Source organism: Rhizobium altiplani, from assembly GCF_001542405.1.
Classification (GTDB): Bacteria; Pseudomonadota; Alphaproteobacteria; order Rhizobiales; family Rhizobiaceae; genus Rhizobium; species Rhizobium altiplani.
The window spans coordinates 153411-176481 of the sequence record NZ_LNCD01000033.1 but is presented as its reverse complement, the minus strand read 5'-3'; the positions used below and the strand labels follow the sequence as shown (position 1 = coordinate 176481).

Below are 23071 nucleotides of genomic sequence, written 5' to 3'. Positions count from 1 at the left end.
TGCCTCTTGACGTCTGCGCGCCAAACCTTTGAATTACAAGGGCACTCTAGAGAGGACACACCCCTGCGCAGCAGCGACACATATTCCGGATCAGGCGAGATGGCCGGTCGCATTTACGACCGCGACTGGGAAGCAAGCGGCATCGGTCCCTTTTCCTCGTGGCCGGACGGATTGAAATCGGCCGTCGACATCATGCTGCCCGCCAAGGCGCAGATCGTCATATTCTGGGGCCGGGATTTCATCGCTCTCTATAATGACGCCTATGCGCCTACAATCGGGAGCAAGCATCCTCAGGCCCTCGGCCGCCCCGCCCGCGAGCATTGGAGCGAATTGTGGAGCGATCTGGAACCGCTCCTGCTACGTGTTCTTGATCACGGCGAGACAGTGGTTGCCAAGGACCGTCCATTCTATATCGAGCGACACGGCTATCCCGAGACTGTACATTTCGACATCTCTTATTCGCCGATCAGGGACGAAGCGGGAAAGGTCGGCGGCGTCTTCTGCATCGTCAGCGAGACCACTCAACGCGTCAGGTTCGAGACCGCGTTGCGGGAAAGCGAGGAGCGGTTTCGTGCCATATTCTCACAAACGGCCGCAGGCATAGGCCAGTCTGATCTCGCGGGCCGTCTGCTCTTGGTCAACAGCCGTTTCTGCGACATCGTCGGATACACGGAAGCCGAGCTTCTGAAGATGCGCGTGCAGGACATCACCTTTCCCAAGGATCTGGACAACTATGTCCAATCGTTCAGGAGGATGGTGGAAACCGGCGAAAGCTTCGACATCGAGAAACGCTACGTTCGCAAGGATGGCAGCCTCGTATGGGTAGCGAGTTCCGTCTCGCCTCTTCGCGACAAGAACGGAGAGATACGGCAAACCGCAGCGGTTGTCGTCGATATCACCGAACGCAAGCGGGCCCAGGAGGTGGAACGTCGCCTTGCCGCGATCATTGCTTCGTCCGACGACGCCATTCTCGGCACCGACCTGAACATGAGGATCACGAGCTGGAATATCGGAGCAGAAAAGCTCTACGGCTATTCGGCTGAGGAAGCGATCGGCCGCTCGGTCATCATTCTGGTTCCCGATGACAGGATTGAAGAGGAGCCCGCGATCATCAGGCAGGTCAGCACCGGCCGGAAGGTCGAGCCCTATGAGACCAAGCGCCGACGCAAGGATGGCGGGCTTGTCGACGTCCTGCTCAGCGTTTCACCAATTTTCGACGCTTATGGCAGGATTGTCGGAGCGTCAAAAATAGCGCACGACATCAGTGCCCGAAAGGAGGCCGAGCGGCTCCAGACAGTTCTCGTGGGCGAACTGAACCATCGTGTGAAGAACGTGCTCGCGACCGTGATGGCGATTGCGCGACAGACGCTCGGACGCGAGGAGGCGAACCGTGCGGGCGTGGACGCTTTCGAGGCCAGACTGGCGTCGATGTCCAAGGCACATGATCTCCTGACACACGGCAACTGGGAGCAGGCCGAACTGGAAGCGGTCGTCAAACAGTCTCTCTCTCACTATCAGCGTGACAGGTTTTCAATCTCGGGCCCGAGCATCCATCTCGCGCCGCGGGCCGTTGTGTCAATTTCGCTGGCTCTGCATGAATTGGCGACGAATGCAGCCAAGTACGGTGCCTTGTCTGTACCGGCAGGCCACATTTCGATTGAATGGTCGCTTGGCGGGGATAACCGGCTGAGGTTGCGCTGGCGGGAAATGGGCGGGCCGGCCGTTACTCCCCCTTCGCGCAAAGGCTTCGGCTCGCGCCTGATCGAAACCCTGCTGGCTGCGGAGTTGAAGGGGCGAGTAACGATCACCTACGACCCAGAAGGCTTGATCTGTGAAGTCGACGCCGCTCTCGGCGCCGGGTGGGATCATGATCGTTTGACCGAACCGGCGCCGTGATGGCGAATACACCGCCTGCGTCAAGCGGTAGTCACTTCACCACCAGCGGTGCCTTGCCCTTCACGCGTTCGTAAAGGTCGATGACGTCCTGATTGAACATCCGCACGCAGCCAGACGAGGCGTTCTTGCCGATCGTTTGCCATTCCGGAGAGCCGTGGATGCGATAGAGCGTGTCCTGGCCATCCTGAAAGATGTACAGCGCGCGTGCCCCGAGGGGATTATTCACGCCGGGCTGCATGCCTTGCCTCCACTGTTCGAGTTTCGGATTGCGACTGATCATCGACGGTGTCGGCGTCCATGTCGGATACTTTCGCTTCCACTGAATGATTGCGCGCCCCTTCCATGCCCGGCCCTGGGCACCAAGGCTCACGCCGTAGCGAATGGCTCGTCCATCCTTCTGCACCAGGTAGAGAAACCTTTTCTCGGTCTCGACCACGATGGTGCCCGGCGGCTCGTCCGTCGCATAGTCGACTTCCTGGCGCAAATAGTCGGGATGGACCGCTGTGTAATTTATCGGCGGCCAGCGAAACTCTCCCTCGTCGACTTCGGCATAAGCGAGAGAGTAGTCCGGCTTCTCGGAAGCCCGCTCCACCGGCTGGATCTCAGGCTGCGGCTCTGGTTCGGGCGCAATCGTCTCAATGGAGGGAGCCGGGGCGGTTGCGACAATTCGTTCCGAGGGGAGTTGCGTACAAGCAGCAAGAAGTGAGGCACCGGCCGCTGCCAGCAGCGGTCGGATCAAGGATGTGGCAGGCAATTTCAAAAATTCCGATTCATGGTCTCGTCAGGCGAGACATGTCTACTCGCTCTCACCATGGCTGAAATGTGTTTTCGGTCGTCAGAAACGCAGGGCGAGGTCACATTTAGGCGAGACTGTTGAAAGAGGACAACAACGGCTGCTGCGCATAAGTGCGTTCTAGGTTCAACAGGACATTGCTTGTTTTCGAAGTCCGCCCACTACACCGTAATTTGAAATCCGGAGGGGACGCTCTCAGGGGGTACCGGTTCGGCCTCGACAGCTTGCACCGACGCGCCGGGGGGGCCTTTCCAAAATTCCTTCAGCATCGCCGAGACAGCTGTCTCCGGCCCCGCGATGAGCGCCGTCACGGATCCATCGGTCTCGTTGCGGACCCAGCCCTCAAGGCCGAACTCCTCAGCCCGGAACCGTGTCCAAACGCGAAAACTGACGCCCTGAACCAGACCGGATATCCGCACCCGAACGGCTTTGGAATTCTCGCCCATGCTTGCCTCCGTTGGTCCGCGCCTTGTAAGCAATCTGGCGCACAAGGAGAGAATTCAAGCACTGCCGGCGCCGCCGCATGCGGCGGCTGTTAAGCATCATTTGCTATTGCGCGATTTTCAACGCCATCACTGCTTGTTCCGCTGGACTGAATCGAATGACGCGCTACATTGGTAAGTGCTTCAACTTGAAGGGATCTCGATCATGCGCAGGCTTATCGCAGTGACTTCAGTGCTCCTCCTCAGTTTCGCCGGTTCAGCCTTTGCGCAAGCAAATATGGGGATGGACAGCAGCGGCCGCCTCGATGGGTCGCCGCCGCTTGGAACCTCGCCTGATACTGAAGGAACAGGTGGAGGCGGGTTCTCGATACCAATCGACTTTGGCACCACGACGACGAGCACCAACTCCATACAGTGGACCGGTTGCCCCGAGGGCCAGCACCGAGTGGTTCGGGGTGGAACCAACACCCTTACCAATCAGGCGTGCCGGAACAACAATTGAGCCATCACTTCGAAAACGTCCCCCGCGCGCCTCGCTGGCGGTTCGCGGGGTAGTTCTTTTGTGCTAGGGGAACCGCGCAACGCGAGGCACGACAGACATGCTCCCCTGGGTCCAACTAGATTCCGCGCCCATCCCCGGAGAAAGCGGCGAATTGCGCCTCAAGCAACGAGGCAGCGAATTTTCGATCATGCTGGGCTCGAACGAGCTGATGAACAGCCGCCTGAGCGGCTCGGAGGAGGCGCTCGCAACACTTTCCCGTGACAAGATCGCGGGACGTCCTCGCCCGAACATGCTGATCGGTGGTCTCGGAATGGGCTTCACGCTGCGTGCCGCCCTCTCGGCCCTGCCGGCGGATGCATCCATCACTGTTGCAGAGCTGGTGCCGGCGGTGGTGCAATGGGCACGCGGTCCGATGTCGGCGGTTTTTCAGGGGTGTCTCGACGATCCGCGTGTCGCCATCCATCAAGGCGATGTTGGCGAACTGATCCGGCAAAGCAGGGCGAAATTCGACGCCATCCTGCTTGACGTCGACAATGGGCCGGACGGCCTGACGCGCCGTTCCAACGACAGCCTCTACGATTTCGCTGGCCTGCGTTCCGCACGCGATGCCTTGCGACCCGGAGGTGTCCTTGCCGTCTGGTCATCCGGGCCGGATGCCGGTTTCACCCGTCGGCTTCGTGACTGCGGCTTTGCCGTCGAGGCCGTCAATACGCGCGCCAACGGAAAACGCGGAGGCGCGCGTCATGTCATCTGGCTGGCCGTCAAGTAGATCAGCTTGCCTGAACGCGTCGCGCGGCGGCAATCGCGCTCGCGGCGCCCGAGCGTAGCTGTTGTGTGTCGGCCCCGGCAATGACGAAATCGAAGCCAATCTTCAACAATTCTCCGGCCCGCTCGCCGTTACTGCCGAAGACACAGCCGAATTTTCCGTGAGCACGGCAACGGGCGATGAGGTGCTTGAGAACGCCGTCGACCTCCGCCGTGTCAGGTGCCAGCTTCGCTCCATCTGACAGGGCAATCGAGAGATCGGACGGGCCGACGAAAATACCGTCAATTCCCTCAACGCGCATGATTTCATCCGCAGCATCAAGGGCCGCACGCGTCTCGATCATGGCAATGGCCAGGGTCTCTTCATTCGCGGTCGCGAGATACTCAGCGGCCGAAAGTCCCGTGTGGTTGATCGCCAGCGTCGGCCCCCAGCTGCGCTCGCCGACCGGCGGATACTTGGTGGCCTTGGCGAAGGCCTCGGCATCAGACACTGAGTTGATCATCGGCGCAATGATGCCCGAGGCTCCCGCATCGAGGAGACGCGAGGCCGATGCGAAATCACCGACCGGAATTCGGGCGAGCACCGGCTTGCCGGCAAGCCGCCCCTGGCCAATGCCAACGGCTGCCGATCCGATATCCCAGACGCCATGCTGCATATCCAGCACGATGGCATCGAAGGCCTCTTGCGCCAGATGATTGACGAAAAGCGGATCGGGAATGCCGATCCACGCGGAAATCAATCCGCCCCCACCGCTTCTGATCCGCCTTGCGAAGCCGTCGATCGTCGTTGCGCCAGTCATGCCATGCTCCTTTCGCGGTTTAGCCAGCCGCGCGCGGCTTTTCCTGATGGAAGTCCTCGATGAATGCCTTTTCAAGCAGGATGCCGTCCCACTCATCGGCAAAGAATGGTGAATCGTAGATCAAGGTATACGGTCCGTCGTAACCTGCCGTCCGGCACGCTTCCAGGCACTTGCGGTAGTCCGCGCTGTCAAGCCCCGCTTCATTGAAATTGGCCTTGGCGTGGCAGAGTTCCGCACGGCGCATGATGTCGGAAAGCCCTGCGTATTTTTCAGGGGCAGCCCAGTTTCCGAGGTCGCCGTTCAGACCGACTTTGCCCTGCAGGGTATCGAGCAGCCAATTGGTTTCCTTCGGCGAAGGCAGAAGGTCGAACCAGTTCTCTGTGACAATGCGAACGCCGCTGTTTTCGGCCTGCTTTCCAAGCCAACCGAGATGGCCCGCGGCCCGCTCAAGGTTATCTGCGGTCGGCATCTGCTTGCCGGCGATCACCCGCATGCTCCTGGCGCCAAGCGCTTCTGCGACCCCAATCCAGCCGGCAATCCACTGAATGTCGCGTTCCGCCGTCTCTGGATGGCTGGGATCGCCATCTTCAACGAGGAGTGTCTGAAGCAGGATGCCGGCGTCCTGAAGTGCGGCGCGCATCTCCGCGAGATAGGCGGCTTCGATGCTTGGCAGATGGAACGAGCATATCTCAAGCCGCCCGATGCCACGATTGGCAAGTTGCCCGGGAATGTCGGTCAGCGGGGAACGCCCCGGCCCATATGGCTCCTTGGGCGCTGCACTTTTTTCCGGATCGGGGCTGTAGGGATAGACGGCCCCCAGGAGCCGATGCAGCGACCAGGTCGAAACTGCAAAACGTCCATTCTCCAAATTGCTTTCAGTCATGTTCTCCTCCCGGGAGCAATACCTACGGTCTCACGTAAATTCTCCGCGGATAACTGTCTCCGCCGAAAGCGCCGCGCCAAGGAGCGCTTCGTCCCGCTTGCCCACGGCAGAAAGCAGGAAGCCGACCGGCATGTCGGCATCTCCCGTCCCGCAGGGGATCGATACGCCGCACCAATCGAGGAAGTTACCGAAAAGCGTATTGCGCAAGGTCTTCCCGTTGGTTGCGAAAAACAAATCGTCGTCGGCTTCCAATGGCGCGATCGGCGGCGCCACATGGGCGACCGACGGAAACGCAACGAAGCTGTCACCGACAAGGCGGTCGACATCGGCGATCAACCGCTCGCGGGCTTCAAGGATCGCCAGATAGGCCGCAAGCGTGGTCTTCTCGCCCAGTCGAGTGCGCACGACCACGCGGCGATCCATCTCGTCAGCCGCAGGCCCAGCCAATCGCTCGCGGTGAAGCACATAGGCTTCGGCTGTGACCAGGGCACCATATCGAGCCATGAGCGCCAATATCTCGTCAAAAGCCGGGATCTTGATCCGGGTGATCGATGCACCCTCCGCCGCCAGCCAGTCGACCGCCGTCTCGAAAGTTGCGACCACGCCAGCTTCAGCACCATCGAAAACGATATTGTCAGGGATAACGATGTCCAACTCCTTGAGTGGGCGAGCGGCTATTGACGGCGCTGACGCGCCTCGCATTCCCGCGTCGATCCACACCGCATCCTGAACGGTCCTGCAGAGCGGACCAAGCGAATCCAGGCTCTTTGCCAGCGGGAAGACGCCTGCCATCGGATAGCGACCGCGCGTTGCCTTGTATCCGACGATACCGTTGAGGGCAGCCGGGATGCGCACCGAACCTCCCGTGTCCGTCCCCATCGCCACCGGCACGAGGCCAGCTGCCACCACAACGCCAGCGCCGGACGATGAGCCACCCGGAATGCGCGGAACATCATTGCTGCGGGGATTGCGCGGCGTGCCGTAGTGTGGATTGAGGCCGAGCCCGGAGAAGGCGAACTCGCTCATGTTCGTGCAGCCAATCGAAACCATGCCTGCCTGTTTCAGCGTTGCCACGACAGGCGCGTCCGCCTGCGCAGCCGGCTCTCTGGCCAGTACTGTCGACCCGGCCGTCGTTCTCCGCCCCTTGATGTCAAACAGGTCCTTCCAGGCGATCGGTATGCCGTCCAGCATTCCGCACGAGCGACCCTCTCTCATTCGCTTCGATGAGGCCTTCGCCTCTTCTGTTGCACGATCCTTGAAGATTGCCGTAAAGGCCGCCTGGTCGGCATAGGCCTCGATGCCGTCGATAACAGCTTCCGTCACTTCGATGGGATCGACCGCTGTTGTTTGAATGAGACTGGAAAGCTGTGCGATGGACATCGCACCAAATGATTTGGTCATGGGGGCATCCGCAATCTGACTGACCATCCGAACTAAGCTGAATTTTGTCGAGGAGCCAAGCCCTCAAAGTCCCAAATCAAACCGATTGGTTCGATTTTATGAACACTGCGTTTGTGTATCCGGTCTTCAATCGAGGTCCAAAAGAACACACATGCATTTTCGTGCTGTTCGCCGGCGAGAGGACGATCATGTGTCGGTGCACGCATCAGTGTAGGAGTTAACAAAATGACAAACAGCGAGAGTTGGAACGCGGCGCGTGGCGACGTGGTACACCACCACGCGACAGATGACGAGTTGAATGGCATGGGTGAACGCGAATACGCCGAGCATGTTGGTGCACACAAACCTTCAGTATCAGAACGCTTCATCGTTCTTGCGGCCTTTGCGCTACTAGGCATTGCCGGACTGACGGTCCATTTCACGGCCCCCATGGCATCGGGCCTCGACACGGCAGCTGTCGGGTCAATCTCGGATTCATTGCCCTCGGTCGACTATTGCCGGGAGCACAGCCCATACCCGGACAGGTCCTGCTGAGGACCTGTCGAGTTCCAGGCATGGACAACCCTCCCCCATGATATAGTTATGCGCCAGGGGAGGATCGTCGATGCCCGATGAGATTGATTATGATCTGGATCGCTTCGTTCATGCGCAGAATGGTGCCTACGAGCGAGCGCTTTCGGAATTGAGAGCCGGACACAAGCGATCCCACTGGATGTGGTTCATATTTCCCCAGATCGCCGGGCTCGGCACATCATCCATGGCAGAGAAATACGCCATCCGCTCGGCGGAAGAGGCCATTGCCTATCTCGCGGACCCCGTCCTCGGTAGCAGACTATTGCGCTGTGTCGATGCCGTCCTTTCGATCGAGGGCAAATCCGCCCATGATATCTTCGGGTCTCCTGATGATCTCAAGCTGCGGTCGTCCATGACCCTCTTTGCGGCGATCAGCGAGCACGGGTCGGCTTTTCATAAAGTCGTTGACCGGCTCTATCGCGGCGAGTTCGACGACCGCACCATTCAGCTTCTGGACGCCAGTAGCTAGAGCCGTTCAGGGCGCGCGCGAGCGCTCCAGCGTGTCGATCTCGCTCGAAATTTCGCTGAGCTTCTCTCGCAGCTCTTGATCGGTGCCATCATCGATCTCCTCGTCACCGAAGCAATCGCGCGCCTCATAGAGCTCGAGCTTTGCCTCGAGCTCGGCTCGTTTTGCATACAGACGATGAAGATAGAGATTGTCCATGCCTTCACTTCCCGCATCTCCCGAAACGGGCATAAAGGCATATGGTTCCCGCCGATCGGCGGGTGCCATCACGCAAAGGCGGCGATGGCAGCGTTGCAGGCCTTCGAAAAATGATTGCAACATGTGTCGTTGCCCATGGCTTGCCGCGTAACGCGAGCCCCCTCCAGAAGGAGCGTCAGTGTATCGGCCAGCAGCTTCGGTTCGCGCGCATCGGCTGCTCGACAGAGCGCTTCGAGGCGGTCGCGTTGCTCAGCCTTGTGGCGCTCTATCACGCTATAGGCGGGATGCCCCTCACCTTTCAGCTCAATGGCCGCATTGGCGAGATCACAGCCGACGCGCTCGCCGCAAAGGCTTTGCGTTCGCGCTTCGATCCATGCCCTGAGCTGCGCCTTCGGGTCGCCGGGATGGGTTGCCTCGAGATCGCGCCAGATTGCTTCGGCTCTTTCCGAAGCGCGGCGCAATGTCTCGCAGACCAGCTCGTCCTTGGAGCCGAAATGCCGGTACAGCGTCATCTTGTTGGTCAGCGCAGCATCTGCGATCGCATCCACACCGATGCCACGGATGCCGTGCTCGCGAAAAAGCTCGGCGGCGGTGGAGACGATGCGCTCCCGTGGCGGGATTTTCTCGTCAGTATTTGCGTGAGACAGCAGGCCCAATGATTCTGATTTTTTTGCGGACAAGGTCCTTGACATCCATGTGACCGATCGGTAACAAATGTATTGTTACTTACCGGTAACACCACTCTCTGCGGAAGTCAACGTGGTTGATTTGATCGCAACGGGGTGAAACACGGGCTACCGCCCACGAAAGGAGGCAAACCATGAGCAAGACCAGAGAAGACCTGACCATTACCGAAGCCCTTCACGACCCCCTTATCGCCATGGTGCTCCGTGCCGACGGCGTGAAACTTGACGATTTCAAGCGTCTGCTTGAGACGGCCGCCAGGAAGCGCGAACAGCGGACCTCTCCAGTGGGCAAGTTTCTGAACGTGATCCCCAACAACAACCCGGCTGCCATGTGCAGCTATTGCTGAAGTTTCGGGCGCTTCCCTGCCCCTGTGAGAGTCGTCGCTGGCCAAGCGACGGCTCTTTTCGTTTGTTTTTAGAGCAAGTCGTATTTCAGGTTGCCGAGATAGTCGGGATTGGCGACGGCATCGATCCCGGCGATCTTCTCCCCGTCGAAGGTCAGAAGCAGGACGACGCGCAGGTGTCCCCCCACGACCACCACCAGCCCGAACTCTCCATCGATCATCGCCGGCTGCGCCGCCTGAGCCCGACCCCTGAACGTCTCTGCCACCGCATCCGCGCCGCGAAGTTCGCGAACGGAAGGGTTATACCGCATCGCTGCAGTGTCCGGGGTGAACACGACCTGCGGATCGAGGATTGACAGCAACGCCCTGATGTCACCGAGGCGCGAAGCCGCGAGGAATGCCTGGACGATCTGTTTCTTGCGCGCTGCGTCCGCCTCCGGCACATCGGTCTTGCCTTGCACCCGACGGCGAGCACGGCTTGCGAGTTGTCGCGTTGCCGCCGAAGAGCGATGAATGATCGGCGCAATGTCGTCGAAGGGGAGATCGAACATATCGTGGAGCACGAAGGCAACGCGCTCGGCCGGCGCCAATGTTTCGAGGATAACGAGTAGCGCCATGCCGACGGAGTCGGCAAAAGCCACTTCCCGCTCCGGATCAACGGTCTTGGACGTGTCGGCCACGCGTTCATGGACGGGTAGATCGAACGGCTCTTCCCGGCGTGTCTTTCTCGACCGCAGCATGTCGAGGCAGATGCGCGCCACAACCGTCGTGAGCCAGCCGCCAATATTGTCGATCGCGTCAGCATCAGAGCGGCCAAGCCGCAGCCAGGCCTCCTGAACAGCGTCGTCGGCTTCGGCGCGGGAGCCCAGCATGCGATAGGCGACGGCACCCAGATGCGCCCGATTCGCCTCAAATTCTCCCGCCAGCCAATTTTTCTCATCCATTGTCACATTCCTCCACTGTGTTCCGTCAACTCCATGACGAACAAAAGCCGGCCAATGTGACAGCACGTCCGGCGGCGTCAGTTTGGAAAACACACCATGGAGAAACGTGATGCAAGCAAGAATGGGAAATCCAGCGATCGTCATTCCCGACGCAATGCAGGCGCTGCATGCCCTCGGGACAATACCCGCCAAAACAGGTCTGTCGCCAATCCTTTTGGAACTCGTCAATCTACGCGCCAGCCAGATCAATGGTTGCAGCGTCTGCATCGACGGACATCCACGGATCGCCAAGAAGGCTGGCGAGACGGACGAGCGCCTGTTTGCCGTCAGCGCCTGGCGTGACACGCCCTATTTCACGCCGGCCGAACGCGCAGCCCTTGCGCTGACGGAGGCGGTCACCCGCGTCAGCGATCGCGCCGACCCAGTGCCTGACGACATCTGGGATGAAGCCACCCGGCATTTCGACGGCAAGAGCCTGGCAGCCCTCGTCATCGCCATCGCCAACATCAACGTCTGGAACCGGCTGAACATCGCCACCCGTCAGATCGCCGGTGAATGGAAGCCGTAAACGGAATCGGGCCGCTGTCTCGTCGACAGCGGCCCGGTCAAACGGCCTTGGGAGGCTAAGGGTCAGATGATGCCGCCGCCGCCGGCAATCGACGCCGGGCGTTCGGCGGCAATCTTCCCGCGGTAACCGCTCGCGCGGTATGTCGCCACTGGATCGATCGCACCGCCAGACCGGCGACGCGCTTCTGCAAGGATCGGCTCGACGTCCGTGCGGTAGCCGCGCTTCAGCGTTTCGGTCGCCATCAGCGCGTCGTTTTCATCCTGGTAGCCGGCCAACGCCTTGCGATCGACGATCAGCGCCTGCGCGTAGGCGCGGCGGATCTCGTTGGCGCTGTTGATCAGGCTTTCGATCGGATCGGTCACGTTGTGCGATTGGTCGATCATGTGGGCCGGATTGAAGTCGTTGACGCCGCGCTGCTCTGCCTCGACCAGCTCGTTGAAGACGAGGAAGAGGCGATAGGGCTCGATCGCACCGGCATCGAGGTCGTCGTCACCATACTTCGAGTCATTGAAGTGGAAGCCGCCGAGTTTGCCGAACTGAATCAGGCGGGCAACGATCATTTCGATGTTGGTGTTCGGTGCATGGTGACCAAGGTCGACCAGGCACTGCGCCTTCGGGCCGAGCGTCTGGGCGATGAGGTAGTTGGTGCCCCAGTCCTGCACGACTGTCGAATAGAAGGCCGGCTCATACATCTTGTGCTCGGAAAAGAGCTTCCAATCGTCAGGCAGAGCCTTGTAGATATCGGCCATCGAAGCGAGATAGCGTTCGAATGCTTTGGTGAAATTGCTCTGGCCGGGGAAGTTCGAGCCGTCGCCAACCCAGACCGTCAATGCTTTCGAGCCGATCGCCTTGCCGATCTCGATACATTCAATGTTGTGCTCAACCGCCTGCGCACGTGTTGCGGCGTCGGTGTGGCTGAGCGAACCGAATTTGTAGGAATGCTTCTGGCCCGGCGCGTCGGAGAAGGTGTTCGAATTCATCGCGTCGAAACCGAGGCCGAGCTGATCGCCCTTTGCCTTCAGTTCCTTGGCATCTGTCTTGTCCCACGGAATGTGCAGGGAGACGTTCGGCGTGGCGCGCGTCAGCTCGTTGATGACGGAGCAGTCGTCGAGCTTGTCGAAGATGCCGCGCGGTTCGCCGGTGCCGGGGAATCGGGCAAAGCGGGTGCCGCCGGTGCCAACGCCCCAGGACGGAACAGCGACGAAGAACTCGGATACCCGGCGCGTGATGTTTTCAATGTCGATGCCGCGGCGCGACAGATTGGCGCCGAGCGCTTCATAGTCGGATTTGAGCGCTGCTGCGCGCGTGTCGTTTTCCTGCGCAATCAGGTCCTGCGCGATTTTTGACTCGGCCATGGGTTCCTCCCCGGACATGTGGATGAAAGGCGGCGGGCATTTGCCCGCCGCAGCAGTTGGACTTAGCGCGGGAAGCTCTGAGCGTTGCCGGCATCCACGTTGATGATGTTGCCGGTTGACTTCGCCGAGAGATCCGACGCCAGGAAGTAGATTGCTTCGGCGATGTCCTCGGGGAAGACATTGAGCTTCAGCATGGAACGCTTGCGGTAATGCTCCTCGAGCTCGTTGATCTCGATCTTGGACGACGCCGCCCGCTGTTCACGCCACTCTCCGCTCCAGATCTTCGAACCACGCAGCACGGCATCCGGATTGACGGTGTTGACGCGAATACCGGCTTCCGCGCCTTCGAGCGCCAGGCAACGGGCAAGATGGATCTCGGCAGCCTTGGCCGTGCAATAGGCAGCAGCATTCGGCGACGATGCCAGACCGTTCTTGGAGGCGACGAACACGACGTTGCCACCGAGATCCTGCTTGCGGAACAGGCGGAACGCCTCGCGCGACACGAGGAAGTAGCCGGTCGCCAGGATGTCGATGTTCTTGTTCCACATCGAAAGCTCAGTGCTTTCGATCGGGGCGGATGAAGCGATACCAGCATTCGATACAAGGATATCGACGCCACCGAACTCGACACAGGCTTCCGCGAAGGACGAGATGACGCCGTCCTCCTTGGTTACATCAAGCTTGACGCCGCGCACGGCGTCGGCGCCGAATTGCTTAGCGAAATCGGCCTTCGTGTTGTCGAGCGCTTCCTGGTCGATATCGGCAAGGACCACGCAAGCACCCTCGCCGATCAGGCGGGCAGCCGTCGCACGGCCGATGCCGCCGGCACCGCCGGTGACGAAGGCAACCTTGCCGGCAAGGCTCTTCGGCTTCGGCATGCGCTGAAGCTTGGCTTCCTCGAGCAGCCAGTACTCGATATCGAAGGCTTCCTGCTCCGGCAGGCCCTGATATTCGGAAACGGTCGAAGCACCGCGCATGACGTTGATGGCGTTGACGTAGAACTCGCTGGCGATACGGGCTGTCGCCTTGTCGCGGGCGAACGACAGCATGCCGACGCCTGGAACGAGAAAGATGACCGGGTTCGCATCGCGCATGGCGGGCGAATTGTCATGCTTGCAGTCGTTGTAATAGCGCGCGTAGTCGGCGCGGTAGTCTTCGAGCGCCTTGTCGAGACCGGCAACGATCGCGTCCACATCAGGCTTTGCCGGATCGAAGTCGACGATCAGCGGGCGGATCTTGGTGCGCAGGAAATGATCAGGGCAGCTGGTGCCGAGCGCGCCGAGCGGCTGCAGGTTCTTCGAATTGACGAATTCGAGAACGGCATCCTGATCGTCGAAATGGCCGAGCTTGCGCTCTGCCTTGCCGATGCGACCGCGGATTTCAGGCATCAGGCGGGCCGCAATGGCGCGGCGCTGCTCGACCGGCAAGCTTGAGGTGGCGGCACCGCCGAAGATCGTCTTGCCTTCGGTCTTTTCCGCGAACCAGACGATCGCCTTGTTGATGATGTCGAGCGTCAGCTCGTAGCAGGCCTTGGCATCGTTTGCCCAGGTAAAGAGACCGTGGCTTTCGAGCACGACGCCCTTGGCATTCGGGTTCGCCTTGACGAAGGCTTCGAGGTCGAGGCCGAGCTGGAAGCCCGGGCGGCGCCACGGCAGCCAACCGATTTCGTCGCCGAAGATCTGCTTCGTCAATTCCTTGGAGTTCCTGGAGGCTGCGATTGCGATGATCGCGTCCGGATGCATGTGGTCGACATGGGTGAAGGGCACGAAACCGTGCAGCGGCGTGTCGATCGAGGCCGCACGGCTGTTGAGGTTATAGGTGCAGTGCGGGAGGAAGCCGACCATGCGGTCTTCGTCTTCGACGCCTTTGTAAATGCCCTTCAGGGAAACGAGCTTGTCCTGATAAAGAGTGGCGAAGCCGTCAAGCTTGATGGTCCCGACGTCGCCGCCCGAACCCTTGACCCAGAGAACCTCGACCTTCTCGCCGGTCAGCGGATCGGTTTCCATGACCTTGGCAGAGGTGTTCCCGCCGCCATAGTTGGTGATGCGCTTGTCGGCACCCAGCAAATTCGAGCGATAGAGCAGCTTTCCAGGCTCATCGAGGCCTGCCGCGTATGAATCGTCCCAACGGTTATCAAGAAGCCGGACGGTTGCCGCCATGTCATCCTCCCATGTAAAATTTCTTGGACGCGCGAACGAACTCGACGCTCCTTTGCGGTCACGGTATCGCTCATCAAAACGGACATTGTCAATCGAAAACGATCAAATTCGATTATGTTGCAGCGCAATATGAAATTTTATGATCGTTTTTGATTGACACATTCTCACAACTGCGAAATAAGCAAGCTAGGAGGAACCCCATGCACGAACGCGAACGCCATCGCATCATATTGAGCGCCGTTCAGGAAAAGTCGGTCGTTACGATTCAGGATATTTCCGAATTGACCGAGGCTTCCGAGGCGACGATCCGGCGTGACATCGCGGCTCTGCATGTGCAGGGAAAGATCCGGCGAGTACGCGGTGGCGCAGAGGCTGTGCATCCGCCGCAACTCGGCAATCTGGCGGGGCGGCCCTTCAGGGTTTCGGAATCAGTCAACATCGATAAAAAGCGCTCAATAGCGCGCGCTGCCGTTGATCTCTGCGATCAGGGCGATGCGATCATCATCAATGGTGGGACCACCACGTTTCAGATGGTGCACTTCATGGCCGCCCATCGCATGCAGGTGATGACCAACTCGTTTGCGATTGCCGAGCATCTGGTCAAGCACTCGAAGAACACGGTAACGGTCCCCGGCGGGGTGATCTACCGCGAGCAGAGCCTGATCCTGTCGCCATTCGACAATGATGCGATCCGCAATTTCTACGCTCGCCGCTTCTTCATCGGCGCGCAGGGCGTCGGTCCGCTCGGCATCATGGAATCCGACGCGCAGATCATTCAAAGCGAACAGAAACTGATGCACCAGGCCGACGAACTCGTTGTCATGGTCGATTCCAGCAAATTTCACCGCCGGTCGAGCCTCATTCTGTGCCCGCTCGACCGTGTTTCGACGATCATTACGGACGACGGTGTTCCCGAGGACTCCGTCCGGATGATCGAGGATGCGGGCATCAAGCTCGTCATTGCGAGCACGATCTCGCAAATGAAGGAGGATTCCTCGTCGGTTGCCTGAGGGGCCCCGTCAGGATGTAGTTAAGTCTTATCAACGTGGGAGGATAAAGCATGAAATTCGCAAAATCACTCGCCGTCGGCGTCGCCTTTGCGGTGGCCCTGATGGCAGGCGCCGCAAGCGCCAAGGACGTCAAGATCGGCCTGGTCGTGAAGTCTCTCGGCAACGGCTTCTTCGAAGCCGCCAACAAGGGCGCTCAGGAAGCGGCAAAGGAACTCGGCGGCGTGGAAGTCATCTACACCGGCCCGACCTCGACGACGGCAGAGGGCCAGATCGAAGTCATCAACTCTTTGATCGCCCAGGGCGTTGATGCCATTGCCATCTCCGCCAATGACCCGGACGCTGTCGTACCGGCCCTGAAGAAGGCCAAGCAGCGCGGCATCAAGGTCATCTCCTGGGATTCCGGCGTCAACAAGGACGGCCGCATCCTGCAGCTGAACCCGTCGTCCAACGAGCTGATCGGCAAGATGTGCCTGACGCTCGCCAAGGACCACCTGGAAGGTGGCAAGGGTGACTTCGCAATCCTGTCGGCAACGACCACCTCGACCAACCAGAACATCTGGATCGACCAGATGAAGAAGCAGCTCAAGGACTTCCCGGGCCTCAACCTCGTCACGACAGTCTACGGCGACGATCTGTCTGACAAGTCCTATCGCGAAGCCGAAGGCCTGCTGAAGTCGAACCCGAACGTCAAGGTCATCGTCGCTCCGACGACGGTCGGCGTTCTGGCCGCTTCCAAGGTTGTCGAAGACAAGGGTCTTGTCGGCAAGGTCTACGTGACCGGCCTCGGCCTGCCGTCTGAAATGGCTGGCGCGATCAAGTCTGGTGCAACGAAGGAATTCGCCATCTGGAACCCGATCGACCTTGGTTACTCTGCCACGCAGATCGCCTACCACCTCGTAAAGGGTGACGCGACCGGCAAGCCGGGCACCGAAATCGAAGCTGGCCGCATGGGCAAGATCAAGATCGACGACAAGGGCGAAGCCGCCATGTCCGATCCGTTCGTGTACAACGCTTCGAACATCGACCAGTTCTCGAAGGTTTTCTAAGCCTCGCTCATCCAAGCAAAAACCCGGCGGTTCGCGCCGCCGGGACTTTTCATTTGAACACTGGTAAACGCTGATGAACACTGCCCTTCAACAATCCGTCGCGGGTTTCAAGACGGACGAGGCGCCCGCGATCCTCGAGATGCGCGGCATTTCGCAGATCTTCCCCGGCGTGAAGGCGCTCGATAACGTCAGCATCGCGCTCTACCCCGGCAAGGTTACCGCCCTGATCGGTGAGAACGGCGCCGGCAAATCCACGCTCGTCAAGATCCTGACCGGCATCTACCGGCCGAACGAAGGCGAGATCATCGTCGACGGCAAGCCGACCACCTTCGCCAATGCGCAGGCCGCCATCGACGTCGGCGTCACGGCCATTCACCAGGAAACCGTGCTCTTCGACGAGTTGACGGTCGCTGAAAACATCTTCCTCGGCCACGCGCCGCGCACGAAGTTTCGCACGATCGACTGGAACCTGATGAACAGTCGGTCGAAGGAATTGCTCCATTCGCTTGAAAGCAACATCGATCCGACGATCCGTCTCAAGGATCTCTCGATTGCTCAGCGTCACCTTGTCGCAATTGCTCGCGCACTTTCCATCGAAGCGCGCATCGTCATCATGGACGAACCTACCGCAGCACTGTCGCGCAAGGAAATCGATGACCTCTTCCGCATCGTCGAGGGCCTGAAGGCACAGGGCAAGGCGATCCTCTTCATCAGCCACAAGTTCGACGAGCTTTATGAGATCGCCGACAATTACGTCGTTTTCCGCGACGGTCGCGCTGTTGGCCACGGCCAACTCAAGCAGACGCCGCAGGACGATATCGTCCGTCTCATGGTCGGTCGCGATGTCGAAAATGCATTTCCCAAGGTTGACGTGGCCATCGGCGGTCCGGTGCTCGAGGTCGAGAAATACTGTCACCAGACAGAGTTTCGCGACATTTCGTTCACGCTTCGAAAGGGCGAGATCCTTGGTGTCTACGGGTTGATCGGCGCCGGTCGCTCCGAACTCTGCCAGTCGCTGTTCGGTATCACCAAACCCGCATCCGGCACGCTGAAGCTTGGGGGCCAGGCGCTGGCAATCCACTCGCCACTCGATGCGATCCGCGCCGGCATCGTCTACGTACCGGAAGAACGTGGTCGCCACGGCCTGGCGCTGCCCATGCCGATTTACCAGAACATGACGCTGCCGTCGCTCGGGCGCACATCGCGCAAGGGTTTCCTGAAGGCGGCCAATGAATTTGCCTTGGCACGCAAATATGCCGAGCGCCTGGACCTGCGCGCAGCAGCCCTTTCGGTTCCCGTCGGAACACTGTCGGGTGGCAACCAACAGAAGGTGGTCATCGGCAAGTGGCTGGCAACATTGCCGAAGGTGATCATCCTCGACGAACCGACGAAGGGCATCGACATCGGTTCGAAGGCGGCCGTGCACGGTTTCATCAGCGAGCTTGCCGCCGAGGGACTGTCGATCATCATGATCTCGTCAGAACTGCCGGAAATCATTGGAATGTCCGATCGGGTCCTCGTCATGAAGGAAGGCCTCATGGCCGGCCTCTTCGAGCGCAAGGATCTGACGCCGGAAACGCTGGTTCGCGCCGCGACCGGTAATGCTTGAGGTAATCGGAATGTCGAGACTCCTGAAAAAACGCGAAACCCTGCTCTTCATCATTATCGCGATCATGGTTGCGGCCTTCTCGACGAGAGCCCAGGATTTCGCGACACCCGGCAACCTTGCTGCCATCTTCAACGACACGTCGATCCTGATCATCCTTGCGCTCGCTCAGATGACGGTCATCCTGACGAAGTCGATCGACCTGTCGGTTGCTGCAAACCTTGCCTTCACCGGCATGGCCATTGCGATGATGAACGCCGCCTATCCCGACCTGCCGCTGATCGTCTTGATCCTCGCCGCCATCCTGATCGGCGCCTTTCTCGGCGCGATCAACGGCTTCCTTGTCTGGGCGCTGGAAATTCCGCCAATCGTTGTCACGCTTGGCACACTCACCATCTATCGCGGCATGGCTTTCGTCCTGTCAGGCGGCGAATGGGTCAACGCGCACCAGATGACGCCGACCTTTCTCAACGTGCCGCGCACCGTCGTCCTCGGCATGCCGATCCTGAGCTGGGCCGCGATCATTATCGTCGCGCTGATCTACATGCTGTTGAAGTACACCCAGTTTGGCCGCTCGACCTATGCTGCCGGCGGCAATCCGACGGCTGCGGTCTACGCCGGCATCGATGTCGGCTGGACGAAATTCCTTGCCTTTGTTCTGTCGGGAGCGCTCGCCGGGCTTGCCAGCTATCTCTGGGTCTCGCGTTATGCGGTCGCCTATGTCGATATCGCCAACGGCTTCGAACTCGACAGCGTTGCAGCCTGCGTTATCGGCGGCATCTCGATTGCCGGTGGCGTCGGCTCGGTGATCGGTACCGTGCTTGGCGCCCTGTTCCTCGGTGTCATCAAGAATGCCCTTCCCGTCATCGGCATCTCGCCGTTCACGCAGATGGCGATTTCCGGCACCGTCATCATCCTTGCCGTCGTCTTCAATGCAAGGCGCGAGCGCAATCGTGGCCGCATCATCCTGCGTGACAAGGCCGCAGCAGAGACACCAGCAGAGGTGGCAGCATGAGCACCGTCGTTTCCACCCCGAGCGAAAAGCGCGTCATCCCAGACCGCCTTGGCACGCCGTTCAAGCGCATCATGTCGAGCTGGGAGGTCCTCCTCTTCGGCGTTGCTGTCTTGATCTTCATCTTCAACTCGCTGGCATCCCCCTACTTCCTGGACGCCTGGAACCTTTCGGACGCGACCTTCAATTTCACTGAAAAGGCGATGATCGCATTTGCCATGGCGCTGCTCGTCATTGCCGGCGAGATCGACCTGTCGGTTGCCGCCATTATCGCCCTTGCTTCGACCGCGATGGGAGCGGCAGCGCAAGTCGGTGTCGGTGCGCCCGGCCTCGTTCTCATCGGCATCGGCGTTGGCCTCGTCTGCGGCATGTTCAACGGGTTTCTCGTTTCCGTCATGAAGCTGCCGTCGATCGTCGTGACGATCGGCACGATGAGCCTGTTTCGCGGCATCTCCTACATCGTCCTGGGCGATCAGGCCTATGGAGGCTATCCGGACGATTTCGCCTTCTTCGGCCAGGGCTATGTCTTCTGGGTCTTCTCCTTCGAGTTCGTGCTCTTCATTGTGCTCGCGATCGCCTTTGCGATCCTGCTGCATGCCACGAATTTCGGCCGTCAGGTCTATACGATCGGTAACAACGACTTCGCCGCCCGGTTCTCCGGCATCCCGGTCGAGCGCGTGAAATTCATCCTGTTCATATTGACGGGCGTGATGAGCGGCGTCGCCTCCGTCTGCCTGACCTCACGCCTCGGCTCCACCCGCCCCTCGATCGCTCAGGGCTGGGAGCTCGAAGTCGTTACCATGGTCGTGCTCGGCGGCGTCTCCATCCTCGGTGGCTCCGGCAAGATTGGCGGCGTCGTCATTGCCGCCTTCGTCATGGGCCTTGTCACCTTCGGCCTCGGCCTCCTGAATGTGCCCGGCATCGTCATGTCGATCTTCATCGGCCTGCTGCTGATCATCACCATCGCGATCCCGATCGTCGCCCGCCGCCTCAAAGCCATGAGTTCCAAATGACGATGGAAAAGCACGCCTTCAAGATGACGCTGAACCCCGGCATGGAAGCCGAGTACAGGAAGCGGCATGACGAAATCTGGCCGGAGCTGGTCGACCTGCTGCACCAGTCCGGCGCCAGCGACTACTCGATCCATCTCGACCGCGAAACGAACACCCTGTTTGGCGTTTTGACCCGTCCCGTCGATCATGCGATGGCAAGCCTGCCAGACCACCCTGTCATGAAGAAGTGGTGGGCGCACATGGCCGACATCATGGCAACCAACCCGGATAATTCTCCCGTCCAGAGCGACCTCGTTACCGTCTTCCATATGCCATGACGCCGAATTACAGCCGCATCGCCGTTCTCGACATCGGCAAGACCAATGGCAAGGTCGTGGTCCTGGACAGCGCGACGGGCGCCGAAATCGCCGTGGCGAGAACTCCGAACACGGTTCTCAAGGGTGGACTTTATCCGCACTACGATATCGACAGGCTTTGGTCCTTCACGTTGGATGCCCTTCGCTCCTTCGCCAGGGAGCCGGGCTTCGATGCCATCTCGATCACGACCCATGGCGCCTCGGCTGCGCTTCTCGACAGGGCCGGCAATTTGGCGATGCCGGTCCTCGACTACGAGCACGAATATCCCGAAGACATCAGCGACGCATATGCGCGACTGCGCCCACCCTTCGAAGAAACCTTTTCGCCGCACCAAACGATGGGCCTGAACATCGGCGCGCAGCTGCATTACCAGAAGACCGCCTTCCCTGATGATTTTGCCAAGGTGGCAACGATCCTCACCTACCCGCAATACTGGACAGCACGGCTGACCGGAATCACGTCGAACGAGGTGACCTCACTCGGCTGCCATACCGACCTCTGGAACCCGCGCGACGCCCGCTATTCCTCGCTGGTCGATACTCTCGGCATCCGTGACCTGATGGCGCCGATCCGTTCCGCTTTCGATCCCCTCGGGCCGGTCTTGCCTGATATTGCCGAAGTAATCGGCCTCACCCGCGAAATCCCCGTTTATTGTGGCATTCACGATTCCAACGCGTCGCTTCTGCCACATCTGCTTGACCGCCCAGCGCCCTTCGCAGTTGTCTCGACGGGCACATGGGTGATCAATTTCGGGGTCGGCGGCGATCTCGATCATCTCGATCCCAAGCGCGACACACTCGCCAATGTCGATGCCTATGGCCGAGCCGTTCCCTCTTCCCGCTTCATGGGCGGACGCGAATATGAAACGATCTCGGGCGAAATCGGACAGGTTGACAAGGAAAAGGTCGCCTCGGCGGTCGAGCAGGCGATAACAAAGCGCCTGATGCTGCTTGCGAATGTCGCACCGGGCTCCGGCCCATTCCCCGGCAAAAGCGCGCGTTGGGTCAACGCCCAAGGCGTGACACCCGAAGAGCGTTACGCCGCGCTCTGCCTCTATCTCGCCATGATGAACCAGGCCTGCCTCGATCTGATCGGCGCGCGAGGCCCGGTCATCGTCGAAGGACCATTTGCGCTCAACGATACGTATCTGACGCTGCTTGCGGCTCTAACCAACCGCGAAGTCATCGCAGTGCCCGGATCGACCGGCACGAGCCAGGGCGCCGCTCTGCTGACCGGCATCAAGCCACCTGCCGGCGCCGAGCGCCGTGTCACGCGGAGCCCTGTCTCCGGGCTCGACGCCTACCGTCGAGCTTGGCATGCAGCGATGGCATAGCAGTCTTTCCATAGAGACCCCTCGCTCCATCTTATCGTTAGCTATAGGCTCGCGACTCAAAGCAAAAGGAGGAGACCTCATGGCAGATTCGGCCGCCGCACCCTTTGATCCGCGCGCGCTTGCAGCAAAACTACACGGTCTGCGCCGATCACGAAACCAGGCACCGACCGCGGGGTTTTCCCTGCCTGCTGATCTCCGGCACGCGATGGACGCGCAGAATTTTCTCGCCGCCGATGAGGCAATCGAAAGCAACGCCTGGAAGGTGACCGTCTCGCCCGACGGGCAGGCGGTAACCGCGCCACTGCACCCTTATGTGCAGGCTGACTCAGGGGCGCAAATTCCGTGGCAGAGGGGCACCAAATTCGAGGCAGAGATCGCAGTTCGCCTCGGCCGTGACCTGCCGATCCGCCGGGAGGGAAGCTACAGCCGAGCCGACATCGTCGAGGCGATCGACGCCGTTCATCTCGGCGCCGAACTTCTGGCCAGCGCCGTTGAGGAGAGCGGCAAGATCTCGTTCCTTCTGTTTCTGGCCGATCGACTGGGAAACAGCGGCTATGTGCTCGGTCCGCGCGTTCCAAGGTCGGCGGTCGACACGGCAAGTGGAACGCCACTAAAGGTGACGTTCAACGGCCAGCCACTCTATGACGCGCCCGCCCAGCATCCCAAGGGGGATGTCCTGACCTGGCTCCTGGACTACGCAAATGATGGGATGCGGCCAAACACATCGCTCAAGGCTGGTGCGCTCATCACGACGGGCACGCTCTGTGGCGCGATCGAACTTCTCACGCCAGGCGAAATCGAAATTGCCTTTGGGGGGTCTACCTATTTGCGCCTGGCCCTCGTCTAACTGCATTCAAAGTGATCTTGGCCCAATACTAACTTAGCAAACCAACGCGAAGGCATCGGCAGCAACCCAGG

General features: G+C 60.0%; 24 protein-coding genes. 14 read left to right on the top strand and 10 right to left on the bottom strand.

Annotated elements, in window-relative coordinates; genetic code table 11:
- Nucleotides 1-99 precede the first annotated feature (99 nt).
- Nucleotides 100-1896, top strand: a complete 1797-nt coding sequence (locus AS026_RS06540; protein WP_062369054.1) for a PAS domain-containing sensor histidine kinase — start codon at nt 100-102, stop codon at nt 1894-1896.
- Nucleotides 1897-1927: 31 nt separating this feature from the next.
- On the opposite strand, the gene AS026_RS06535 is transcribed toward AS026_RS06540, so the two are convergent.
- A complete protein-coding gene (locus AS026_RS06535) occupies nt 1928-2650 on the bottom strand; it encodes a L,D-transpeptidase (RefSeq protein ID WP_245307371.1) in 723 nt (240 codons plus the stop codon).
- A 200-nt stretch (nt 2651-2850) separates the two neighbouring features.
- Nucleotides 2851-3135 carry an acylphosphatase gene (locus AS026_RS06530; protein WP_062369052.1) on the bottom strand — a complete coding sequence of 95 codons (285 nt, stop codon included), beginning with the start codon at nt 3133-3135 and terminating at the stop codon, nt 2851-2853.
- Between the two features lie 596 nt (nt 3136-3731).
- Here AS026_RS06530 and AS026_RS06525 point away from each other — a divergent pair.
- Nucleotides 3732-4403, top strand: coding sequence for a spermine/spermidine synthase domain-containing protein (locus AS026_RS06525; RefSeq protein ID WP_062369051.1), 672 nt, complete (start codon nt 3732-3734; stop codon nt 4401-4403).
- Nucleotide 4404: 1 nt separating this feature from the next.
- On the opposite strand, the gene AS026_RS06520 is transcribed toward AS026_RS06525, so the two are convergent.
- The 3 genes from AS026_RS06520 to AS026_RS06510 are packed head-to-tail and all read right to left on the bottom strand — an operon-like array spanning nt 4405 to nt 7483.
- Entirely contained in the window at nt 4405-5199 is a 795-nt protein-coding gene (locus AS026_RS06520; protein ID WP_062369050.1) for an HpcH/HpaI aldolase family protein, read from the bottom strand.
- A 19-nt stretch (nt 5200-5218) separates the two neighbouring features.
- Nucleotides 5219-6082 (bottom strand): sugar phosphate isomerase/epimerase family protein, encoded by an 864-nt coding sequence (locus AS026_RS06515; RefSeq protein WP_062369049.1) that lies wholly within the window; start codon nt 6080-6082, stop codon nt 5219-5221.
- A 30-nt stretch (nt 6083-6112) separates the two neighbouring features.
- On the bottom strand, nt 6113-7483 hold the full coding sequence (locus tag AS026_RS06510; RefSeq protein WP_062369110.1) for an amidase: 1371 nt from the start codon (nt 7481-7483) through the stop codon (nt 6113-6115).
- 225 nt (nt 7484-7708) lie between these two features.
- On the opposite strand from AS026_RS06510, the gene AS026_RS06505 reads away from it, so the two are divergent.
- Nucleotides 7709-8017 carry a hypothetical protein gene (locus AS026_RS06505; RefSeq protein ID WP_062369048.1) on the top strand — a complete coding sequence of 103 codons (309 nt, stop codon included), beginning with the start codon at nt 7709-7711 and terminating at the stop codon, nt 8015-8017.
- Nucleotides 8018-8087: 70 nt separating this feature from the next.
- Nucleotides 8088-8525 carry a DUF1810 domain-containing protein gene (locus AS026_RS06500; protein WP_062369047.1) on the top strand — a complete coding sequence of 146 codons (438 nt, stop codon included), beginning with the start codon at nt 8088-8090 and terminating at the stop codon, nt 8523-8525.
- 6 nt (nt 8526-8531) lie between these two features.
- Here AS026_RS06500 and AS026_RS06495 read toward each other — a convergent pair whose 3' ends face one another.
- Both AS026_RS06495 and AS026_RS06490 read right to left on the bottom strand, forming a co-directional pair.
- The gene (locus AS026_RS06495; protein WP_062369046.1) at nt 8532-8720 is read right to left on the bottom strand and encodes a hypothetical protein; all 189 of its coding nucleotides are present in this window, start codon (nt 8718-8720) and stop codon (nt 8532-8534) included.
- 68 nt (nt 8721-8788) lie between these two features.
- A complete protein-coding gene (locus tag AS026_RS06490; protein ID WP_062369045.1) occupies nt 8789-9412 on the bottom strand; it encodes a TetR/AcrR family transcriptional regulator in 624 nt (207 codons plus the stop codon).
- A gap of 128 nt (nt 9413-9540) precedes the next feature.
- On the opposite strand from AS026_RS06490, the gene AS026_RS06485 reads away from it, so the two are divergent.
- Nucleotides 9541-9753: a hypothetical protein gene (locus tag AS026_RS06485; protein ID WP_062369044.1), complete on the top strand. Its 213-nt coding sequence runs from the start codon at nt 9541-9543 to the stop codon at nt 9751-9753.
- 68 nt (nt 9754-9821) lie between these two features.
- Here AS026_RS06485 and AS026_RS06480 read toward each other — a convergent pair whose 3' ends face one another.
- A complete protein-coding gene (locus AS026_RS06480; RefSeq protein WP_062369043.1) occupies nt 9822-10694 on the bottom strand; it encodes a sigma-70 family RNA polymerase sigma factor in 873 nt (290 codons plus the stop codon).
- A gap of 109 nt (nt 10695-10803) precedes the next feature.
- Between AS026_RS06480 and AS026_RS06475 the strand changes: the two genes are divergently transcribed.
- Nucleotides 10804-11262, top strand: a complete 459-nt coding sequence (locus AS026_RS06475) for a carboxymuconolactone decarboxylase family protein (protein ID WP_026371637.1) — start codon at nt 10804-10806, stop codon at nt 11260-11262.
- 62 nt (nt 11263-11324) lie between these two features.
- On the opposite strand, the gene rhaI is transcribed toward AS026_RS06475, so the two are convergent.
- Together rhaI and AS026_RS06465 are read right to left on the bottom strand one after the other, a co-directional pair.
- A complete protein-coding gene (gene rhaI / locus AS026_RS06470; RefSeq protein WP_062369042.1) occupies nt 11325-12617 on the bottom strand; it encodes an L-rhamnose catabolism isomerase in 1293 nt (430 codons plus the stop codon).
- 62 nt (nt 12618-12679) lie between these two features.
- On the bottom strand, nt 12680-14776 hold the full coding sequence (locus AS026_RS06465; RefSeq protein ID WP_062369041.1) for a bifunctional rhamnulose-1-phosphate aldolase/short-chain dehydrogenase: 2097 nt from the start codon (nt 14774-14776) through the stop codon (nt 12680-12682).
- A gap of 200 nt (nt 14777-14976) precedes the next feature.
- Between AS026_RS06465 and AS026_RS06460 the strand changes: the two genes are divergently transcribed.
- From AS026_RS06460 to AS026_RS06425, 8 genes are all read left to right on the top strand, one after another.
- Nucleotides 14977-15786 (top strand): DeoR/GlpR family DNA-binding transcription regulator, encoded by an 810-nt coding sequence (locus tag AS026_RS06460; RefSeq protein WP_025661577.1) that lies wholly within the window; start codon nt 14977-14979, stop codon nt 15784-15786.
- A gap of 50 nt (nt 15787-15836) precedes the next feature.
- Nucleotides 15837-16832 (top strand): rhamnose ABC transporter substrate-binding protein, encoded by a 996-nt coding sequence (rhaS, locus tag AS026_RS06455; protein ID WP_025661576.1) that lies wholly within the window; start codon nt 15837-15839, stop codon nt 16830-16832.
- Between the two features lie 73 nt (nt 16833-16905).
- Complete coding sequence (locus tag AS026_RS06450) at nt 16906-18441, top strand: sugar ABC transporter ATP-binding protein (protein ID WP_062369040.1); 1536 nt, start codon at nt 16906-16908, stop codon at nt 18439-18441.
- A 10-nt stretch (nt 18442-18451) separates the two neighbouring features.
- Nucleotides 18452-19453 (top strand): ABC transporter permease, encoded by a 1002-nt coding sequence (locus tag AS026_RS06445; protein ID WP_062369109.1) that lies wholly within the window; start codon nt 18452-18454, stop codon nt 19451-19453.
- Nucleotides 19450-20463 (top strand): ABC transporter permease, encoded by a 1014-nt coding sequence (locus tag AS026_RS06440; RefSeq protein ID WP_062369039.1) that lies wholly within the window; start codon nt 19450-19452, stop codon nt 20461-20463. Before AS026_RS06445 ends, AS026_RS06440 begins: the two co-directional genes overlap by 4 nt.
- Nucleotides 20460-20780, top strand: a complete 321-nt coding sequence (gene rhaM / locus AS026_RS06435) for an L-rhamnose mutarotase (protein ID WP_062369038.1) — start codon at nt 20460-20462, stop codon at nt 20778-20780. Before AS026_RS06440 ends, rhaM begins: the two co-directional genes overlap by 4 nt.
- Entirely contained in the window at nt 20777-22153 is a 1377-nt protein-coding gene (locus AS026_RS06430; RefSeq protein ID WP_062369037.1) for an FGGY-family carbohydrate kinase, read from the top strand. Before rhaM ends, AS026_RS06430 begins: the two co-directional genes overlap by 4 nt.
- Nucleotides 22154-22232: 79 nt before the next feature.
- The gene (locus AS026_RS06425) at nt 22233-23000 is read left to right on the top strand and encodes a fumarylacetoacetate hydrolase family protein (RefSeq protein WP_062369036.1); all 768 of its coding nucleotides are present in this window, start codon (nt 22233-22235) and stop codon (nt 22998-23000) included.
- Nucleotides 23001-23071: the final 71 nt, after the last annotated feature.

What these genes read in the sequence shown, in the direction of transcription:
- AS026_RS06540 (WP_062369054.1), top strand. Translation starts at nt 100, where the DNA reads ATGGCCGGTCGCATTTACGACCGCGACTGGGAAGCAAGCGGCATCGGT.
- AS026_RS06530 (WP_062369052.1), bottom strand. Translation starts at nt 3,135, where the DNA reads ATGGGCGAGAATTCCAAAGCCGTTCGGGTGCGGATATCCGGTCTGGTT.
- AS026_RS06525 (WP_062369051.1), top strand. Translation starts at nt 3,732, where the DNA reads ATGCTCCCCTGGGTCCAACTAGATTCCGCGCCCATCCCCGGAGAAAGC.
- AS026_RS06520 (WP_062369050.1), bottom strand. Translation starts at nt 5,199, where the DNA reads ATGACTGGCGCAACGACGATCGACGGCTTCGCAAGGCGGATCAGAAGC.
- AS026_RS06515 (WP_062369049.1), bottom strand. Translation starts at nt 6,082, where the DNA reads ATGACTGAAAGCAATTTGGAGAATGGACGTTTTGCAGTTTCGACCTGG.
- AS026_RS06510 (WP_062369110.1), bottom strand. Translation starts at nt 7,483, where the DNA reads ATGACCAAATCATTTGGTGCGATGTCCATCGCACAGCTTTCCAGTCTC.
- AS026_RS06505 (WP_062369048.1), top strand. Translation starts at nt 7,709, where the DNA reads ATGACAAACAGCGAGAGTTGGAACGCGGCGCGTGGCGACGTGGTACAC.
- AS026_RS06500 (WP_062369047.1), top strand. Translation starts at nt 8,088, where the DNA reads ATGCCCGATGAGATTGATTATGATCTGGATCGCTTCGTTCATGCGCAG.
- AS026_RS06495 (WP_062369046.1), bottom strand. Translation starts at nt 8,720, where the DNA reads ATGGACAATCTCTATCTTCATCGTCTGTATGCAAAACGAGCCGAGCTC.
- AS026_RS06490 (WP_062369045.1), bottom strand. Translation starts at nt 9,412, where the DNA reads ATGTCAAGGACCTTGTCCGCAAAAAAATCAGAATCATTGGGCCTGCTG.
- AS026_RS06485 (WP_062369044.1), top strand. Translation starts at nt 9,541, where the DNA reads ATGAGCAAGACCAGAGAAGACCTGACCATTACCGAAGCCCTTCACGAC.
- AS026_RS06480 (WP_062369043.1), bottom strand. Translation starts at nt 10,694, where the DNA reads ATGGATGAGAAAAATTGGCTGGCGGGAGAATTTGAGGCGAATCGGGCG.
- AS026_RS06475 (WP_026371637.1), top strand. Translation starts at nt 10,804, where the DNA reads ATGCAAGCAAGAATGGGAAATCCAGCGATCGTCATTCCCGACGCAATG.
- rhaI (WP_062369042.1), bottom strand. Translation starts at nt 12,617, where the DNA reads ATGGCCGAGTCAAAAATCGCGCAGGACCTGATTGCGCAGGAAAACGAC.
- AS026_RS06465 (WP_062369041.1), bottom strand. Translation starts at nt 14,776, where the DNA reads ATGGCGGCAACCGTCCGGCTTCTTGATAACCGTTGGGACGATTCATAC.
- AS026_RS06460 (WP_025661577.1), top strand. Translation starts at nt 14,977, where the DNA reads ATGCACGAACGCGAACGCCATCGCATCATATTGAGCGCCGTTCAGGAA.
- rhaS (WP_025661576.1), top strand. Translation starts at nt 15,837, where the DNA reads ATGAAATTCGCAAAATCACTCGCCGTCGGCGTCGCCTTTGCGGTGGCC.
- AS026_RS06450 (WP_062369040.1), top strand. Translation starts at nt 16,906, where the DNA reads ATGAACACTGCCCTTCAACAATCCGTCGCGGGTTTCAAGACGGACGAG.
- AS026_RS06445 (WP_062369109.1), top strand. Translation starts at nt 18,452, where the DNA reads ATGTCGAGACTCCTGAAAAAACGCGAAACCCTGCTCTTCATCATTATC.
- AS026_RS06440 (WP_062369039.1), top strand. Translation starts at nt 19,450, where the DNA reads ATGAGCACCGTCGTTTCCACCCCGAGCGAAAAGCGCGTCATCCCAGAC.
- rhaM (WP_062369038.1), top strand. Translation starts at nt 20,460, where the DNA reads ATGACGATGGAAAAGCACGCCTTCAAGATGACGCTGAACCCCGGCATG.
- AS026_RS06430 (WP_062369037.1), top strand. Translation starts at nt 20,777, where the DNA reads ATGACGCCGAATTACAGCCGCATCGCCGTTCTCGACATCGGCAAGACC.
- AS026_RS06425 (WP_062369036.1), top strand. Translation starts at nt 22,233, where the DNA reads ATGGCAGATTCGGCCGCCGCACCCTTTGATCCGCGCGCGCTTGCAGCA.